The sequence below is a fragment of the Pseudomonas sp. LBUM1668 genome, from assembly GCF_059695715.1.
Genome location: NZ_CP166787.1, coordinates 5163790 through 5180431, shown reverse-complemented (window position 1 = coordinate 5180431; position 16642 = coordinate 5163790). Strand labels below are relative to the sequence as shown.

The window sequence follows — 16642 nt, the reverse complement described above, 5'->3', positions numbered from 1 at the left end:
CAGGCTACTAGCATTGGCAGCCCTGACCGTTAGATGTTCATTTCGCTATGTCCCGTCCCCCGCGTCCACCTTCCCGCCGTCCCGGCGTGAAGCCTCCGTCTTCTGCTCCTCGCCGTGTCGCCAAGGCGCCGCCGGCCGAGCCGAAGCTGATCCTGTTCAACAAACCGTTCGATGTGCTGACGCAATTCAGCGACGGTGAAGGGCGGGCGACGCTCAAGGATTACATCGACGTGCCGGGCATCTACCCGGCCGGGCGTCTGGACCGTGACAGCGAAGGTTTGCTGCTGCTGACCAACGACGGCCAGTTACAGGCGCGGATCGCAGACCCGAAACACAAACTGGCGAAAACCTATTGGGTGCAGGTCGAAGGCGAGCCGACGGACGAGCAGTTGCAGCGTCTGCGTGATGGCGTCGAGTTGAATGACGGCATGACCTTGCCCGCCGAGGCGCGGCAATTGGACGAGCCTGAGCTGTGGCCACGCAACCCGCCCGTGCGCTTTCGTAAAAGCGTGCCGACGAGTTGGCTGGAATTGGTGATTCGCGAGGGGCGCAACCGTCAGGTACGGCGCATGACTGCCGCGGTTGGGCTGCCGACGCTGCGGTTGGTGCGGGTCAGGATTGGTGACTGGACGATCGACGGTCTCGATCAGGGCCAGTGGACGGAGGTGCCGGCGCGCTTATAAAGCGCCGGATTCGATCAGGCCGATCACCACACTCTTGATGATGAACGCGGCCACACCCAGGCCCAGTACGAAGAACAGAATGAGCGAGCCGAAGCGACCGGCCTTGGACTTCTTCGCCAGATCCCAGACGATGAAACCCATGAAAATGATCAGGATGCTGACCAGACCGGTCATCATCCACTCTTCGAGTAGTGCAGGATCCATCGGACATCTCCGGCGCGGGGCGGGGCTAAAGGGCGGCGGCGATTATACGCCATGGGCGATTGGTGAAGTATTGACCTGCGTCTGTGTGCCACACCTCTTCAACCACCGCTCCCCCTGTAGGAGCTGCCGAAGGCTGCGATCTTTTGATCTTGATCTTAAAAACAGAATCAAAAGATCGTCCGAACGCGGCCCGAACCTTCGGCAGCTCCTACAGGGAGAGATTTCAGCTACGCAGATGAGTCAGCGGCAACTCGGTGCTGTTCAACACCTGATTCAGCACAAAGCTTGAGCGAACGCTCGTTACGCCATCAATGCGGGTGAGGTGACCGAGCAACAGCTTTTGATAGTGATCCATATCCGGCACCACCACCTTCAACTGGTAATCAGCATCCACCCCCGTCACCAGGCTGCACTCCAGCACCTGCGGCAATGTGCGAATCGCCGCTTCGAAATTCTCGAAACGCTCTGGCGTGTGCCGGTCCATGCCGATCAGCACGTACGCCGTCAGGCTCAGGCCGAGCATCTTGCGGTCCAGTAGCGCCACCTGACGCGAGATATAGCCGTCGTCTTCCAGTTGCTTGACCCGGCGCGAGCAAGGGGAGGGTGACAGACCGATGCGCTCGGCCAACTCCTGGTTGGAGATGCGGGCGTCGCGTTGCAATTCCGCCAAAATGCTCAGGTCGTAACGGTCGAGTTTGCTCATCAATCTGTCCTTGTTTGTAACTATTGCGGCGGATTATCTATCCAGGGTTAAAAATTGCGCAAGTGGTGTTTATTTGAGCAATCTTCGCAATCCTCTGTCGCGGCCTCAAGCCTATTCTTATTACCAGAATCACTGCTCGGTAACACAGTCCACGCGGCCCGCCCAATCCGGCCTGCCGCGGCCGCCACCCCCACCGGGGTTGGGCCGGCCCCCGAGCTACGCACTGTCCACAAGACGGCGTGAGGTGAGCCGACGTCAAAAGCGTCGAGCCAGGACGAAGTTCTCTAAAGGGAGGCCGACGGGTCTCCCTTTTTTCTTGCGCGCGATTTGCTGCTGCGCCGCTCAATAAATAAGTTGCGCGACTGATAACCTGTTGCAGAACCCGGTGTGTATTTCCCCGGTCTTAGCTACAGGCCACTCCAATTCAGGGCTCTGAGCCGCAGTGAGGAATTTCATGAAGTCGCGCATCTGGCAGCTGGCCGGTGTTGGTTTGCTGTGTATGAATATCAGTGCGCAGGCACTGGCCGATGAGCCGCAAAATCGTGGCCCGGATGGCGGCGGTCGTGGGCCGGAGCATCAGGGCAATAATCAGGGCCATGGCGGCGACCATCAGCCGCGTGGGCAGAACAATCCGCAGCAGCAGAATCAGCCGCGCCCGCAGAACAACGAGATCATTCGAGGCGACAACAGCCGCCAGTTCGAGCACAACAGTCAGCAAAACAACGGCCAGAACCGCCCGGCCTACAACCCCAACCCGGTGCGCCAGCCTCCTCCACCGCCGCAGTTACCGGCCAACAGCCTGCCGATCCAGCCGCGCCCCGACGCCGTGCGCCAGACTCAGGAACCGCGTCAGGGTTACTACCGCGATGAGCGTCCGCAAAACGGCTACAACAACCAGCATTGGCAGACCGGCAATCGGCCCGACGACCATCGCTGGCCGGGACGTCCGGACGGTCACGGCAATGGTTGGGGTCCCGGCCCGCAATATCGGCCGGGGCATGTGATCGATCGCTTCCCGGATCGTGACTATCGCGTGCCGTATCGCGGTCAGGACTACTTCTATTCCGGCGGCTACTGGTATCGCCCGCAAGGCCCGCGCTACATCGTCGTGCAACCGCCGCGCGGGATTCGCACGCAGTACTTGCCGGATTACGCCCGTGAAGTGTGGATCGGTGGGTCGCTGCTGTTTCTCGCTGCCGGTTCGTACTACGCGTATCAGGAGGCCACGCAGGATTACATCGTGGTCGCGCCGCCCGTGGAGCAGCAACAGCCGCAATCCCAGGGCTACGACGTCGAGGCCTATCCGGCCAATGGACAGTCACCGCAACAGGTGCAGCAGGACGGATACCAGTGTTATCAGTACGCGGTGCAGCAAAGCGGTTTCGATCCGCGCACCGCGACGTATCAACCGGCGTCCGAGGTGGTTCAGGCCTACCGTCAGGCTCAGGGCAATTGCCTGAGCAGTCGCGGTTATCAGGTCAGCTACTGAGCCCTGGCGGCCAGCACTACTTCCTGCGGGTCGGCGTGCACCAGCACTTCGGCTCGCGGGTAGGCTTTGTGAATGGCATCGGCGGCCTGATCGCTGATGCCGTGCGCGACAGATAGCGTCAGCTCCCCCGGCAATTCCAGATGCAACTGCACAAACCAGTGGTTGCCCGAGATCCGCGTGCGCAAGTCATGCGCGCCCAGCACTCCCGGCACACTGCACGCCAGTTCGAGCATGTGCTGGCTGACGTCCGTCGGCAGTTCCTCGTCCATCAACACTGAGAAACTTTCCCGGGCGATCTGCACCGCGCTCCACAGGATGTAGGCAGCAATCCCCAGACCGAACCACGCATCCAGTTGATCAAAACCAAACCCGGCCAGCACCAGCGCAATCAGAATGCTGCCGTTTAGCAGCATGTCCGAGCGGTAGTGCAGCGAGTCGGCGCGCACGGCGTTGGAGCCGGTCGCCTTGATCACCCGATGTTGCAACACCAGCAACGCCAGCGTCAGCAGCAGGGAAAACACGATCACGCCGATGCTCAGCCATGGCGCGCCAAGCGGCTGCGGATTGGTCAACCGCTCATAAGCCTGAAATGCGATCAACACCGCACTGCCGCCAATGAACAGCGCCTGCGCCATGCCGGCCAGCGACTCAGCCTTGCCGTGGCCATAGCGGTGATCGTCATCCGCTGGTCGCAACGCGTAATGCACCGCAAGCAGATTGAGCAACGAAGTGATGCCATCCAGCGTCGAGTCGGTGAGACCGGCGAGCATGCTCACCGACCCGCTCAGCCACCAGGCGATGGCTTTGGCGACGATCAGCGTACAGGCCACCGCCACCGAGGCGCGGGTGGCCAGCCGCAGCAGGCGGGCGTGTTCGGGGCTGGAGGTCATGGGCAGGGTGATTCCTTATGCGGCAGGTTGCAGGCCGAACATCGCCAGTTGCTGAGTGCTGCCCTTGTGCTGGATCAGGCGTGGATCGTCCAGCGGGAAGTTGCGCCCCAGCTCAGTTTCGAGAATAGCCTGCAATTTGTGGTTATCGACCTGACCGTCCGGGCCGACGGCTTGCTTGAGCTTGGCCGGATCGATCTGTGCGGTGTGCCCCGGTTCGAAATAGATCGCGCCAGTGGCGAAGTCGACAGCAAATGCGATCAGCCCGGGGATCACGTAGAACAGCAGCCCGACCGCATCGAGCACGGCAATCGCCGGGTCAATCTTGCCGTCGATCTGGCCGCGACGATCCGGATAGAAAATCGAGCCGCACGCGGTGATTTGAGTGAGCAGGGTGGCGACCAGCACGCCGCCGATCAGGCGAAAAGGTAAACGCATGGGAAATATCTCCTGAGTCATCTAATAACGAAGCGTCGTCGTGTGAAGTTAAGACCCTGACGAACGCCAAGCAGTTCGCCGTTATACTCGCCGCTGGCAGGGCGTGCCCACAGTAAATTGCGGCCTCGTCTCACCCCTACCGAAATATGTTGAGGATTGAAGTTGTTTTCTCCAGATCGACACCGCGTGAAGGCTGATGAGTCCTGTCGGGGTTCGGCCCTCCGGGCTAAAGCTGTGAGCGCGCCATGCTGCGTTGCGGGACTTGGCAAGGAAACGACCCTTACCTGCGTCCCGCGCCTTGCCTGGCACGCTCACATCTTTAACGTGACTCGCCATTTACTGTGGGCACGCCCTGGGGAGCCAGCATGATTTCTTTGCCGATCGATGAAGTTTTACCCGCCCTGCGTGAAGCGTTGGCGACACGCCACGAAGCCGTGCTCGAAGCACCGCCCGGCGCCGGTAAAACCACCCGCGTGCCCTTGGCGCTGCTCAATGAGGCCTGGCTCAATGGCCAAACCATCCTCATGCTTGAGCCGCGTCGTCTGGCGGCGCGTGCCGCAGCGGAGCGACTGGCCAGCGAGTTGGGCGAGAAGGTCGGCGAAACCGTCGGTTATCGCATCCGCCTCGACAGCAAGGTTGGCCCCAATACCCGCATCGAAGTGGTCACCGAAGGCATTCTCACCCGCCGCTTGCAGGACGACCCGGCGCTGGAAGGCGTGGGTCTGCTGATCTTCGACGAATTCCACGAACGCAGCCTCGACGCCGATCTGGCGCTGGCATTAAGTCTGAACGGTCGCGAGCTGTTTCGCGCTGAACAGCCGCTGAAGATTTTGCTGATGTCCGCAACGCTGGAAGGCGAGCGCCTGGCCGGTTTGCTCGACGACGCGCCGATCCTGCGCAGCGAAGGCCGCATGTACCCGGTGACAATGCGCTGGGGCCGGCCGTTTCAGCCCGGCGAATACATTGATCAACGCGTGACGCAGACGGTGCTCGAAGCAATCAATGATGAAACCGGCAGCGTGTTGGTGTTTCTGCCGGGGCAGGCGGAAATCCGTCGAGTCCATCAGCAACTGAGCGATGCCATCGGCGCGCGCAGCGACGTGTTGCTCTGTCCGTTACACGGTGAGCTTGATCTGAACGCGCAACGTGCCGCCATCGATCCGGCTCCGCCCGGTCAGCGCAAAGTGGTGCTGGCGACCAACATCGCCGAAACCAGTTTGACCATCAACGGCGTGCGGGTGGTGATCGATGCCGGGCTGGCGCGGGTACCGCGTTTTGATCCGGGCAGCGGCATGACCCGCCTCGACACTCAACGCATTTCCAAGGCCAGCGCCACCCAACGCGCAGGCCGGGCAGGGCGACTGGAGCCGGGCGTTTGTTATCGCTTGTGGTCGCAGGATCAACACGAGCAACTGGCGGCATACGGCAGTGCGGAAATTCTCTCGGCAGATCTGGCCAGCCTTGCGTTGCAACTGGGGCGCTGGGGCGTGACGCCGGGCGAACTGGTCTGGCTCGACGTGCCGCCGGCAGCGGCTTATGCACAGGCGCAGGATTTGTTGCAGCGTCTGGGTGCGCTGGACGGCGAGGCGCTGACTGCGCACGGTCAGGCCATGGCCGAATTGCCGGCGCATCCGCGTATCGGCCACTTATTGCTGCGCGGTCAGGCGTTGGGGCTGGCGACGATGGCTTGCGATGTCGCCGCGCTGCTGGGCGAGCGCGATATCTTGCGCGGCGCCGGGGCCGACCTGCACAGCCGACTGGTTCTGCTTTCGGGCGAAGAGCGCGCAACCCGTGGGGCGCAGGGCGGCGTGCAGCGTGCGCGGCAACTGGCGCGGCAATATCGCGGTTACCTGCGCGGTAAGGCGAGTGAACCGGTCGACGATCCGGATCATCCGCGCTGGCTTGGCGCTTTGCTGGCGCTGGCCTATCCAGACCGTGTCGCCCAACAGCGCCGCGCTGGTGGCGCCGAATATCGCTTGGCCAATGGTCGCGCCGCGCTGTTCGCCGAAGCCGACAGCTTGATGAAAGAGCCGTGGATTGTGATTGCCGACCTCGGCAGCCGTCAGGGCCAGCGCGAAGAACGGATTTATCTGGCGGCGGATTTTGATCCGACGCTGTTTGATTCGGTGCTGGCCGAGCAGGTGCAGTGCGTCGATCAACTGGACTGGGACGAGCGCGAAGGTGTGTTGCGCGCCGAGCGTCAGCGCAAGGTCGGTGAGCTGATCCTCAGCCGCGAACCGTTGACCGGTCTCGATGAAAGCGTGCGCAGTCAGGCACTGGTCAATCTGGTGCGGCGCAAGGGTCTTGAGTTGCTGCCGTGGACTCCGGAACTGCGCCAGTGGCAGGCGCGTGTCGCCCTGTTGCGGCAGCTGGATCTGCAGACCCAAGACGCAAGCCAATGGCCGGACGTCAGCGATGCTGCGCTGATGAAGTCCCTTGAACACTGGCTGATGCCGTATCTGGGCAAAGTTTCGCGGCTCAGTCATTTCGCCAATCTGGATCTGTCGAGCATCGTCCGCAATCTGCTGCCGTGGCCGCTGCCGCAACGGCTGGATGAGCTGGCGCCACATCATCTGAGCGTGCCGTCGGGTTCGTCGATTCGTCTGGATTACAGCGAGTTTCCGCCGATTCTGGCGGTGCGTTTGCAGGAGTTGTTCGGGCTGGCCGAAACCCCGCGAATTGCTGGCGGCAGGCAAGTGGTCAAGCTGCATCTGCTGTCACCCGCGCGGCGGCCGGTGCAGGTGACGCAGGATCTGGCCAACTTCTGGCGCAGCACTTATGCCGAGGTGAAGAAGGATTTGAAGGGACGGTATCCCAAGCATTATTGGCCGGATGATCCGTTGGTGGCCGAGGCCACTGCCCGGGCCAAACCTCGTGGCACCTGAAGATCAAAAGATCGCAGCCCGTAATTCATCGCTCGAACAGCGCTGTACCCTGTCCGTGTAGGAGCTGCCGCAGGCTGCGATCTTTTGATGTTGTCTTTTAAGATCAAAAGATCGCAGCCTGCGGCAGCTCCTACAGGATGTGGGGCGGCCACACATTCATTGCTGCGAGAAAACCGTCTTCACCCAACCCTGCAGCGTGTATTTCTCATAGATGGGTGCAGGGATGTCCACGTACGGGGTTGTGATGAAATGCTCCGGAATCACCGGGCTGTTTTCGTCGATGACCAGAATGTTCGCCGGATTGTAGAAGTCGTAATCGACAACGCTTTTGTTGGTCGTGATGACCTTTTTTCGCGAGGCCATGGCTTCGAAAAAGCGAAAGCTCAATCCGGTCTGACCCGGCTTGGAAATGTCCAGAATGATCCGCGAGCGTTTTACCAACTCGCCCACAGATTCCAGCGACATTCGCTGCTCGAAAAACGTAATGCCCGGATGAGCCCCCGGGATCGGTTTGCACTGCACCAGAAACCTGTAATCGGTAATGCCGAGGCGATCGAACGCCTTCGCCAGACCTTCAAGTGCCGGCACCCGGTCCTTGCCGGCCATCACCACAAACGCCGAATAATCCCCGGGCGCACCGTCAGCAACATAATCGTCGTAAATGAAATTGTGCAGTTTTTTCAGACCGTGACTCTTGGCATTCTCCGGGTCGAATGAAAACACCTCGTCGTAACTGGCCAGCTCTTCGCGAGTCATCGGCCAGCGGCTGAAGCTGTCGTAAAGGTAGGCAATCTTGCGGTCGCTGGCACTGGATCCCGCCGCTAACTGCTTCGGATCGATTTGCGCCGGGTTGATGATGAGGGCAACGTCGAATCGACCGCCTGCACCTATGGCGCGTTTGACCTGGCGCAACTGGGCCCAACGCTTGAGCGGACGACGGATGATCTTGGGGGCTCGATCGAACGTGTTGGCCATCGCCGACGTATCAATGAAGCACACGTCGTTATCCTTCCTCAGATGGTCAGCCAATTTGCGGGCATAACCGCCGATGTCCTTGCACATCAACAAGATTTTCATGCGTCTTCCATGTTGTAAATTCGAGGGCCGCTGGAGCAATGCCGTTGCTATGGGGTGGACGGGAGCAGGAAGCGGGCGATCACTGGCAAGTGATCGGAAATGCGCAAGGTATCGTCCTGGCGCACCATCGCTTCGACCCGTTTGATCTTCGGGCTGTAGAACAGATAGTCGACCGTGCGATCCGGGCCGTTGAGGCCGGGATCGTTGGGGTAGTGCGTCAGCCACTGGGCGCGATTGATGCCGCTGGCTTCGTTGTTGTTCGGGATCATCGGGTATTTGTCCCACAGCAGATGTAACTCGCTGTCGGCGGCGTAGGGCGTGCGCTGCTCGGCGGGCAAACGGCGATATTGGCCGAGGGGCAGCAGGTTGAAGTCGCCGCCGATCAGCCACGGCAAGCCTTGGCTTTCATACTTGTCGAGTACCTTGGCCACGGCCGTCACCTGCGCCTGCAAGGTGTCATTCGGTTGGCCGGGTCGTTCCAGATGCGTATTGAATACGGTCAGTTGCCCGCCATCGCTGAGCGGCAGACGGGTCGCAAGCAGGGCGTTTTTGGGCTGAAACTGGCGGCTGATGAAATTGCTCGAAGCCACCGGCAATTGCAGGCGTTCGGCATGTTCGATGCGGTAGCGGCTCAGGGTCGCCAGTTGCCGGCCGACGCTGCCAAAGATGTGGGGTTCGGGGACGAAGTCGGCTTTCCAGTCGAAAGTGCTGACGCTGCACGGATACAGATCGGCGACCCGCTCCTGCAACAGCTTGAGCTGATCCTGATAGTCGCTGGCCTTGGCGCCGTCATCCAGTTCCTGCAACAGCACCACATCGGGTTGCTCGTCGCGGATCACCCGCGCCACTTCATCGAGACTGAAGGCCATGTCTTCCAGGGTCGGCGCTTCGTCGTTGCCCTGGGCCAGATCATTCCAGAATACGTAACGCTTGCCGGCCAGGTACTGCACGTTCCAGGTCATGACTTTCAGCGCTTGCCCGGGCACCAGTGTCGGCGGGGTGCCGGTGCAACTGATCGGCAGGTTTTCCCGGGTGTCGGGGCGCCAGGTCAGGCTGAACAACAGCACGCCGATCAGCGCGATGGCGAGCACAACAAGCAACAGGGTGTAGCGCAGCAGACGGGTCATGGCTCGGCTTATAGCGTTACAGAAAGTGGCCCCGAGCATACCCGAGTGCGCGCCCGTCGCCCAAGGCCAAAGCAGTCAGACCGCGCCGCTACGTTTGTCAGGCGATTCGCTGATCAGCATGAACAGGCGAAACAGCACCACGCTGGTGAACAGTTGCAGGAAGCTGTGGGCACTGTCGATCAGGACGGCGATCACCGGGTTTTGCGGCTCTGGATAAACCGCCAGGCTCGCCCCTTTGAGCAGCCACAGCGGTGTCATCACACAGAGAATGCACAGCAGGATTCGCCAGAAATGCCCACGGGTCAGGCGCAGGCTTTCTTTCATGGCGTGCAATGGATTGAGGCCGCGCAGGACCAGCAGGTATTCGCCGAACGCCAGCATCACCATGAGGATCAGGCCCGGCAGGAAGTACAGCGAAATGCCCAACAGGATCAGCAAGGTATTCAGCGCCGTCAGCAAGGCGAAGCGTGGCCACAGGGTGGCTGCCATCGCCAGCAGGTCGCGGTTGCGCGGCGACTCGCCACGGCTGCGGGCGTCGAGAAACAGAATCAGCGCGGCGGTATACAACGGATAAATCACCAGGCCGACGATGATGCTGCTCGCCGCAAAGCTTTCGGGCCCGGTGGCGCGATCGACCACCTGTTGCAAAAAGGCTTCGACGATCACCAGCGGCAGGCACAGCTGCACGATGCTGACCAAATGGCGTTTGAAAAAATACAGAGAGTCGCGCAGCACTTCGAAGGCATTCATCAGTCGGTATCGCAGGTCGAAAACAGTGGCTCACTTTAACCGATGATGTGCGGCGCGGCACAAACGTAAACATTCGGTAAAGGTCGTTGAAACATCCTGTCACCGTCGCCATTACAGGTGAGCACCCCGTCCAGTGTGGACGAGGGCAATGTTTTCCCCGGCAATCTACGAGGTCGCCATGAACAGCGAAGAGCAAACCCTGATCGATGGATTGTTTTCCCGGCTGCAACAGGCCGAAACGGAAGCAGCCCCGCGCGATGCCCAGGCCGAGACGCGGATCAAGGAACACCTGACACGCCAACCGGCGGCAGGCTATTTCATGACCCAGGCGATTCTGGTGCAAGAGGCAGCGCTCAAGAGCCTCGACGAACAGAACAAGCAACTGACTCGGCAAGTCCAGCAGTTGCAGGCCGAACTGCAATCGGCCAAGGCCCAAGGTGCGGCGCCGACGCCGAGCGGTGGCGGTGGTTTTCTATCGAGCATCTTTGGCGGCGGCAATTCGCGTCCGGCACCGGCTCAGAGCACCCCGGCATCCACGGGTGGCTGGCGTGAACCGGCACCGCAGCAGAACTTCAATGCGCCCGCGCCACAGCAAAGCTTCGGCGCACAGTCGCCTAACTACGCGCAACAGGCGGCTCCGGCGGCAGGCAACAGCTTTCTCGGCGGCGCATTGAAAACCGCCGCTGGCGTGGCCGGTGGTGTGATGCTGGCGCAGGGCATCAGCAGCCTGTTTCATCACAATCAGCAGCCGGAAGAAATTGTTGAAGTGATCAAGGAAGAGCCGGCGCAGGTTGCAGATCAGAGCAACAGCGGTTGGGGCGATGACCAGCGTATGGCCGGTAACGACCAGAGTGGCGTTACCGATGCCGACTACAGCGATGACAACTCATCGTTCTTCGATGACGACGATTCCTTTGTCTAATCCATCCTTTCGAATGTGACACCGACCCTGTGGCGAGGGGATTTATCCCCGTTGGGCTGCGAAGCAGCCCCGTTTTTCAGGGGGCCGCTGCGCGCCCCAACGGGGATAAATCCCCTCGCCACAGGTCACCACTCGTCAGTGCTACCTTGGCGCCTGCCGGTGATTATTCGCTGAACCTTCCTGTTGGCTGGCATACTGAGCGCCATTTTCGGGCCTGGCGCCTGATCCCGCTTCGTGCGCTTGTGCGCTCACAGGAACTCCGGTGAAAAAAATCGCAGTGTTCGCCGACGTGCAGAACCTCTACTACACCGTGCGTCAGGCCTATGGTTGCCACTTCAACTACGCGGCGCTGTGGGCAGACATCAGCAAGGACGGGCAGATCGTCGAGGCCTACGCCTACGCGATCGACCGTGGCGACAGCAAGCAGCAGCAGTTCCAGCAGATCCTGCGCAACCTCGGCTTCATCGTGAAGCTCAAGCCGTACATCCAGCGCAGCGACGGCTCGGCCAAGGGCGACTGGGACGTGGGCATCACCCTCGACATCATGGACGCCGCCGACCACGTCGACGAAGTTGTGCTGGCGTCCGGTGATGGCGATTTCGACATGCTGCTGGAACGCATCATCAGCAAGCACGGGGTGCAAGCTGTCGCTTACGGTGTTCCCGGCCTCACCGCCAACTCGCTGATCCGCGCCGCCAGCCGTTACGTGCCGATCGAAGGCGCACTGCTACTGAAGAATTGAGCGGTTACTGAAGAATTGATTTGTACGGAGTTGAACCCGGTTTGGAACGCATTGCAGTCATCGACTTTGAAACCACTGGCCTCTCGCCAAACAGCAGCTGTCGCGCCACGGAAATCGCCGTGGTCATGCTGGAAAACGGCCGCATCGTCGAGCGTTACCAGAGCCTGATGAACGCCGGTGTGCGCGTCCCCGCGTTCATCGAACAACTGACCGGCATCAGCAACGCCATGCTGCGCACCGCGCCACCGGCAGAGCAGGTGATGAACGAGGTCAACGAGTTTGTCGGCTGCACGCCACTGGTCGCGCACAACGCTTCGTTCGACCAGAAGTTCTGGGACTTTGAGTTGGGGCGGATCAAGCGCACGCGCCTGCAAAACTTCGCCTGTTCGCTACTGTTGGCTCGCCGCTTGATGCCGGCCGCGCCGAATCACAAGCTCGGCACGCTCACCACGTTTGCGCGTCTGCCGCACACCGGTCAGGCTCACCGGGCGATGGCGGATGCGGAGATGGCGGCGAACTTGATGGCGCACCTTGCAGATGAATTGCGCAGCAAGCACGGCGTGCGTGTGTTATCCCATGACCTGCTGTGCAAACTGCAGAAAATCCCGGCCGCCAAAGTCAGCGAACATCTGCAGCGCTATCGCTGATCCCAAAATCACTGAAGCTTCCCTGTAGGAGCTGTCGAGTGAAACGAGGCTGCGATCTTTTGATCTTGTTTTTAAAAGCAAGATCAAAAGATCGCAGCCTGCGGCAGCTCCTACAGGAGAACTCTACTTGCCGTTGCCTTCGATGTGCCCCAACGGCACGCGCTTTTCGATGGCGCTCGACAACACAATCGATGTCTCGCTAACCCAGAACTTCGCCACTGTCGAATCGCGGTCGATCTCCGTGATTTCCAAAGTGTACCGGCGCGATAAACAGGTTTTGTAGCTTATTTTTGCCTGCTGGCCTTTCTAGAATATCCAGTCTCCTGACTCTGACTGTCGAGTTGCTCATGTCTGCCCTGCGCCGTTTTTCCTTGCCGCTGATCGCCGCGTTTTTTGCGTTGTATGTGATTTGGGGATCGACCTATCTGGTGATCCGCATTGGCGTCGAATACTGGCCGCCGCTGATGCTCGGCGGCGTGCGTTTTGTGATTGCCGGCGCGTTGATGTACGGGTTCCTGCGCTGGCGCGGGGCACCGGCGCCGACGTGGGCGCAGTGGAAAGCGGCGGGGATCATCGGGATTTTGCTGCTCAGCTTCGGTAACGGTGCGGTGAGTGTGGCCGAGCACTCGGGGGTGGCCTCGGGCGTGGCCGCGTTGGCGGTGGCGACGGTGCCGTTGTTCACCTTGCTCTTCGGCTATTTCTGGGGCGCACGTAATACTCGTCTCGAGTGGGCCGGGGTGGGTTTAGGCATTGTCGGCATCGCCATGCTCAACATGGGGTCCAATCTGCAATCGAGTCCGCTGGGTGCCGCGTTGCTGATTTTTGCTGCGGCGGCCTGGGCTTTCGGTTCGGTGTGGAGCCGGCATCTGCCGCTGCCGCAGGGGGCGATGGCCAGTGCCGTGGAAATGCTGGTTGGCGGTGTGGTGCTGCTGATCGGCAGTGCGCTGAGCGGCGAACGCCTGCAAGCGCTGCCGCCGATTGAAGGATGGCTGGCGCTGGCGTATCTGATTTTCTTCGGCTCGATCATCGCCTTCAATTCCTACATGTACCTGCTCAAGCACGTGCGCCCGGCGGCGGCGACCAGTTATGCCTACGTCAACCCGGCGGTAGCGGTGTTGCTCGGGATCGTGTTTGTTGGCGAGACTATTGGTATCGAAGAGGCGCTGGCGATGCTGGTGATCATCAGCGCTGTGGTGTTGATTGGCTTGCCGCAGTGGCGCCGGCCAGTACTGCCGCCAGTCGCAGCGCCGACAGCCGTTCCCGCGGAACAGCGTACGAATTAGGGTAAACTGCGCGGCATTGCACACTCGTGTCGCACAATTGCGCTGAATTTTCCTACGGTACTCCCATGACTTTCGCCTCTCTTGGCCTGATCGAACCCTTGCTGCGCTCCCTCGAGACGCTCGGCTACCAGACCCCGACGCCGGTTCAGGCGCAAGCCATTCCGGCCGTGCTGGCCGGTCGTGACCTGATGGCTGCCGCCCAGACCGGCACCGGCAAGACTGCCGGTTTCGCCTTGCCGCTGCTGCAGTTGCTGGCCATGGAAGGGCCGAAAGTCGCGGCCAACTCGGCGCGTGCGCTGATTCTGGTGCCGACCCGCGAGCTGGCCGAGCAGGTTCACGAAGCCGTGCGTCAGTACGCCGAGAACCTGCCATTGCGCACTTACGCGGTGTACGGCGGTGTCAGCATCAATCCGCAAATGATGAAGCTGCGCGGCGGCGTCGATGTGCTGGTCGCCACGCCCGGTCGTCTGATCGACCTGTTCCGCCAGAACGCGCTGAAACTCGATCAGTTGCAGACTCTGGTGCTGGATGAAGCCGATCGTATGCTCGACCTGGGCTTCTCCGAAGAACTGGCGAACATTTACCGCATGCTGCCGAAAAAGCGCCAGACCCTGCTGTTCTCCGCGACCTTCTCTGATGACATCCGCCTGCTGGCCGGGCAGATGCTCAACGATCCGCTGAGCGTTGAAGTCAGCCCGCGCAACGTTGCGGCCAACACCGTCAAGCAGTGGGTGGTAACGGTCGACAAGAAGCGCAAGGCTGAACTGTTCGTGCACTTGATGCGCAAGAACAAGTGGAAGCAAGTGCTGGTATTCGCCAAGACCCGCAACGGCGTCGATGCACTGGTGGAAAAACTCCAAGGGCTGGGCGTCAACGCGGACGGTATCCACGGTGATAAACCGCAAGCGACCCGTCAGCGTGCGCTGGATCGTTTCAAACTCAGCGAAGTGCAGATTCTGGTGGCCACCGATGTCGCGGCCCGTGGTCTGGATATCGAAGATCTGCCGCTGGTGATCAACTTCGACCTGCCGATTGTCGCCGAGGATTACATTCACCGGATCGGCCGTACTGGCCGTGCGGGTGCGACCGGCGAGGCGATTTCGCTGGTGTGCGCGGACGAAGTGAACATGCTGTCGGCGATTGAAATGCTCACGCGTCAGACGTTGAAGCGTCAGAACGAGCCGGATTTCGAGCCTGAGCACCGTGTGCCGGATACCGATGCCAGCGGTCAGGTGATCAAGAAGCCGAAGAAACCGAAAAAGCCGAAAACCTCCGGCGGTGGCGGCAAGCGCAATCTCGGTAAGTGGGTCGATAGCGGCGAGACTCAGGCGCCGGAGCCTTCGATCAAGCCTGTGCGCAAGGTGCCGGTGTTTAACACTGGGCCGCGTAAGCGTAAGCCTTAAAAGTCGCGGAGCCTGTCAGGCAGGCCCAATCACTTCGACGCAGCGCGATACCCCCGTAGGAGCTGCGGCACGCTGCGATCTTTTGATCTTGCTTCAAGAAAGATCAAAAGATCGCAGCCTCGTTTCACTCGACAGCTGCTAAAGGTTTTGTGCTGTCTTCAGTCCTGACGCTGCAACCACTCCACCATCCCCAACCCCGCAGCCCGTCCACTGGCAAAACACCCCGTCAGCAAATACCCGCCCGTCGGCGCTTCCCAATCCAGCATCTCGCCCGCGCAGAAAACTCCCGGCAATGCCTTGAGCATCAGTCGCTCATCCATCGCCTCGAACGTCACGCCACCCGCACTGCTGATCGCTTCATCCAACGGACGGGTTTTCACCACGGTCAGTGGCAATGCCTTGATCGCCCGGGCCAACAACGCCGGATCGGCGAATGCTGCAGCGTCAGTCAATTCACGCAGCAGCGCCGCTTTCACCCCATCAATCCCGACCTGACTGTGCAAGTGCTTGGCCATCGAGCGCGAGCCACGCGGTTTGCTCAACGCAGCCTGGATTTTATCCACAGGCCGGCCCGGCAGCAGGTCAATGTGAATGGTCGCTGAGCCGTGCGCGTTGATCGCCTCACGCATCGGTGCCGACAACGCGTAGATCAAACTTCCTTCAATGCCGGTCGCGGTGATCACGCATTCGCCCAAGCGGGGAATGTCGTCGTTCAAGCCGATGGCGATATTTTTCAGCGGCGCGCCGGCGAATTTGCTTACAAGCAATTCGCTCCATGCCTGCACCTCGAAGCCGCAGTTACTTGGCTGCAATGGCGCCAGTCCTACACCGCGCTGTTCCAGCGCCAGCATCCAGGCACCGTCGGAACCGAGGCGCGACCAACTGCCGCCGCCGAGGGCGAGCAGGGTGGCGTCGGGTTTGAGGGTTTTCTCGCCTTCCGGGCTGTCGATGCGCAACGCGCCGTGTTCATCCCAGCCGAGCCAGCGATGGCGGGTGTGGATAACTACGCCGCTGTCGCGCAGACGCTTGAGCCAGGCGCGCAGCAACGGGGCGGCTTTCATGTCGGTGGGGAATACACGGCCGGAGCTGCCGATGAAGGTTTCGATGCCCAGATCGTGAATCCAGCGGCACAACGCATCGGCATCGAAGCTGCGCAGCAATGGGGCGATTTGCGGCGCACGTTCGGCGTAGCGCGAAAGGAACGCCGGGTAGGCTTCGGAATGGGTGATGTTCATGCCGCCGACCCCGGCCAGCAGGAACTTGCGGCCCACCGAGGGCATGCCGTCGTACAAATCGACGCGTACTCCGGCCTGGCTCAGCACTTCGGCGGCCATCAGGCCGGCAGGTCCACCGCCGATGATGGCAACGTGAGCGGGGGAGGAGGCGGTGTTCTGAGTCATGG

At 60.9% G+C, this 16642-nt stretch carries 16 protein-coding genes and 1 pseudogene; 8 read left to right on the top strand and 9 right to left on the bottom strand.

Annotated features, from left to right (window positions below; translation table 11 throughout):
• Nucleotides 1–47: 47 nt before the first annotated feature.
• Nucleotides 48–683: a pseudouridine synthase gene (locus tag ACA061_RS23310; protein ID WP_224450916.1), complete on the top strand. Its 636-nt coding sequence runs from the start codon at nt 48–50 to the stop codon at nt 681–683.
• Here ACA061_RS23310 and ACA061_RS23305 read toward each other — a convergent pair.
• The gene (locus tag ACA061_RS23305; RefSeq protein WP_042561226.1) at nt 678–887 is read right to left on the bottom strand and encodes a DUF2788 domain-containing protein; all 210 of its coding nucleotides are present in this window, start codon (nt 885–887) and stop codon (nt 678–680) included. The genes ACA061_RS23310 and ACA061_RS23305 overlap by 6 nt on opposite strands.
• A gap of 223 nt (nt 888–1110) precedes the next feature.
• Nucleotides 1111–1590: an Lrp/AsnC family transcriptional regulator gene (locus tag ACA061_RS23300; protein ID WP_042561225.1), complete on the bottom strand. Its 480-nt coding sequence runs from the start codon at nt 1588–1590 to the stop codon at nt 1111–1113.
• Nucleotides 1591–2044: 454 nt separating this feature from the next.
• On the opposite strand from ACA061_RS23300, the gene ACA061_RS23295 reads away from it, so the two are divergent.
• Entirely contained in the window at nt 2045–3079 is a 1035-nt protein-coding gene (locus ACA061_RS23295; protein ID WP_497300112.1) for a DUF6515 family protein, read from the top strand.
• Here the strand turns inward: ACA061_RS23295 and ACA061_RS23290 are convergent.
• Nucleotides 3073–3969, bottom strand: coding sequence for a cation diffusion facilitator family transporter (locus ACA061_RS23290; RefSeq protein ID WP_497300111.1), 897 nt, complete (start codon nt 3967–3969; stop codon nt 3073–3075). The two genes, ACA061_RS23295 and ACA061_RS23290, sit on opposite strands and share 7 nt — an antisense overlap.
• 15 nt (nt 3970–3984) lie before the next feature.
• On the bottom strand, nt 3985–4404 hold the full coding sequence (gene pmcY, locus ACA061_RS23285; protein WP_042561222.1) for a periplasmic Zn2+ metallochaperone PmcY: 420 nt from the start codon (nt 4402–4404) through the stop codon (nt 3985–3987).
• Nucleotides 4405–4769: 365 nt separating this feature from the next.
• Between pmcY and hrpB the strand changes: the two genes are divergently transcribed.
• Nucleotides 4770–7289, top strand: a complete 2520-nt coding sequence (hrpB, locus tag ACA061_RS23280) for an ATP-dependent helicase HrpB (protein WP_497300110.1) — start codon at nt 4770–4772, stop codon at nt 7287–7289.
• Nucleotides 7290–7445: 156 nt separating this feature from the next.
• Here the strand turns inward: hrpB and ACA061_RS23275 are convergent, their stop codons facing one another.
• From ACA061_RS23275 to ACA061_RS23265, 3 genes are all read right to left on the bottom strand, one after another.
• Nucleotides 7446–8366 (bottom strand): WaaS/CpsH family glycosyltransferase, encoded by a 921-nt coding sequence (locus ACA061_RS23275; protein WP_497300109.1) that lies wholly within the window; start codon nt 8364–8366, stop codon nt 7446–7448.
• Nucleotides 8367–8413: 47 nt separating this feature from the next.
• Nucleotides 8414–9493 (bottom strand): endonuclease/exonuclease/phosphatase family protein, encoded by a 1080-nt coding sequence (locus tag ACA061_RS23270; protein ID WP_210554866.1) that lies wholly within the window; start codon nt 9491–9493, stop codon nt 8414–8416.
• A gap of 75 nt (nt 9494–9568) precedes the next feature.
• Nucleotides 9569–10243, bottom strand: a complete 675-nt coding sequence (locus ACA061_RS23265) for a YciC family protein (protein WP_150602146.1) — start codon at nt 10241–10243, stop codon at nt 9569–9571.
• A gap of 178 nt (nt 10244–10421) precedes the next feature.
• On the opposite strand from ACA061_RS23265, the gene ACA061_RS23260 reads away from it, so the two are divergent.
• The 3 genes from ACA061_RS23260 to ACA061_RS23250 all read left to right on the top strand — a co-directional run bounded on the left by ACA061_RS23260 (nt 10422) and on the right by ACA061_RS23250 (nt 12554).
• Nucleotides 10422–11165, top strand: coding sequence for a DUF2076 domain-containing protein (locus tag ACA061_RS23260; protein ID WP_497301991.1), 744 nt, complete (start codon nt 10422–10424; stop codon nt 11163–11165).
• 262 nt (nt 11166–11427) lie between these two features.
• Nucleotides 11428–11907 (top strand): LabA-like NYN domain-containing protein, encoded by a 480-nt coding sequence (locus ACA061_RS23255; protein ID WP_042561201.1) that lies wholly within the window; start codon nt 11428–11430, stop codon nt 11905–11907.
• 41 nt (nt 11908–11948) lie between these two features.
• A complete protein-coding gene (locus ACA061_RS23250; RefSeq protein WP_497300108.1) occupies nt 11949–12554 on the top strand; it encodes a 3'-5' exonuclease in 606 nt (201 codons plus the stop codon).
• A 123-nt stretch (nt 12555–12677) separates the two neighbouring features.
• On the opposite strand, the pseudogene ACA061_RS23245 reads toward ACA061_RS23250, so the two are convergent.
• A pseudogene (locus ACA061_RS23245) lies at nt 12678–12773 on the bottom strand (Lrp/AsnC family transcriptional regulator); the annotation flags it as partial.
• Between the two features lie 128 nt (nt 12774–12901).
• On the opposite strand from ACA061_RS23245, the gene yedA reads away from it, so the two are divergent.
• Together yedA and rhlE1 are read left to right on the top strand one after the other, a co-directional pair.
• Nucleotides 12902–13837, top strand: a complete 936-nt coding sequence (gene yedA, locus ACA061_RS23240; protein ID WP_150602148.1) for a drug/metabolite exporter YedA — start codon at nt 12902–12904, stop codon at nt 13835–13837.
• 65 nt (nt 13838–13902) lie between these two features.
• Complete coding sequence (rhlE1, locus tag ACA061_RS23235) at nt 13903–15240, top strand: RNA helicase RhlE1 (RefSeq protein WP_150602149.1); 1338 nt, start codon at nt 13903–13905, stop codon at nt 15238–15240.
• 158 nt (nt 15241–15398) lie between these two features.
• Here the strand turns inward: rhlE1 and ACA061_RS23230 are convergent, their stop codons facing one another.
• Nucleotides 15399–16640 (bottom strand): TIGR03862 family flavoprotein, encoded by a 1242-nt coding sequence (locus ACA061_RS23230; RefSeq protein ID WP_497300107.1) that lies wholly within the window; start codon nt 16638–16640, stop codon nt 15399–15401.
• Nucleotides 16641–16642 lie beyond the last annotated feature (2 nt).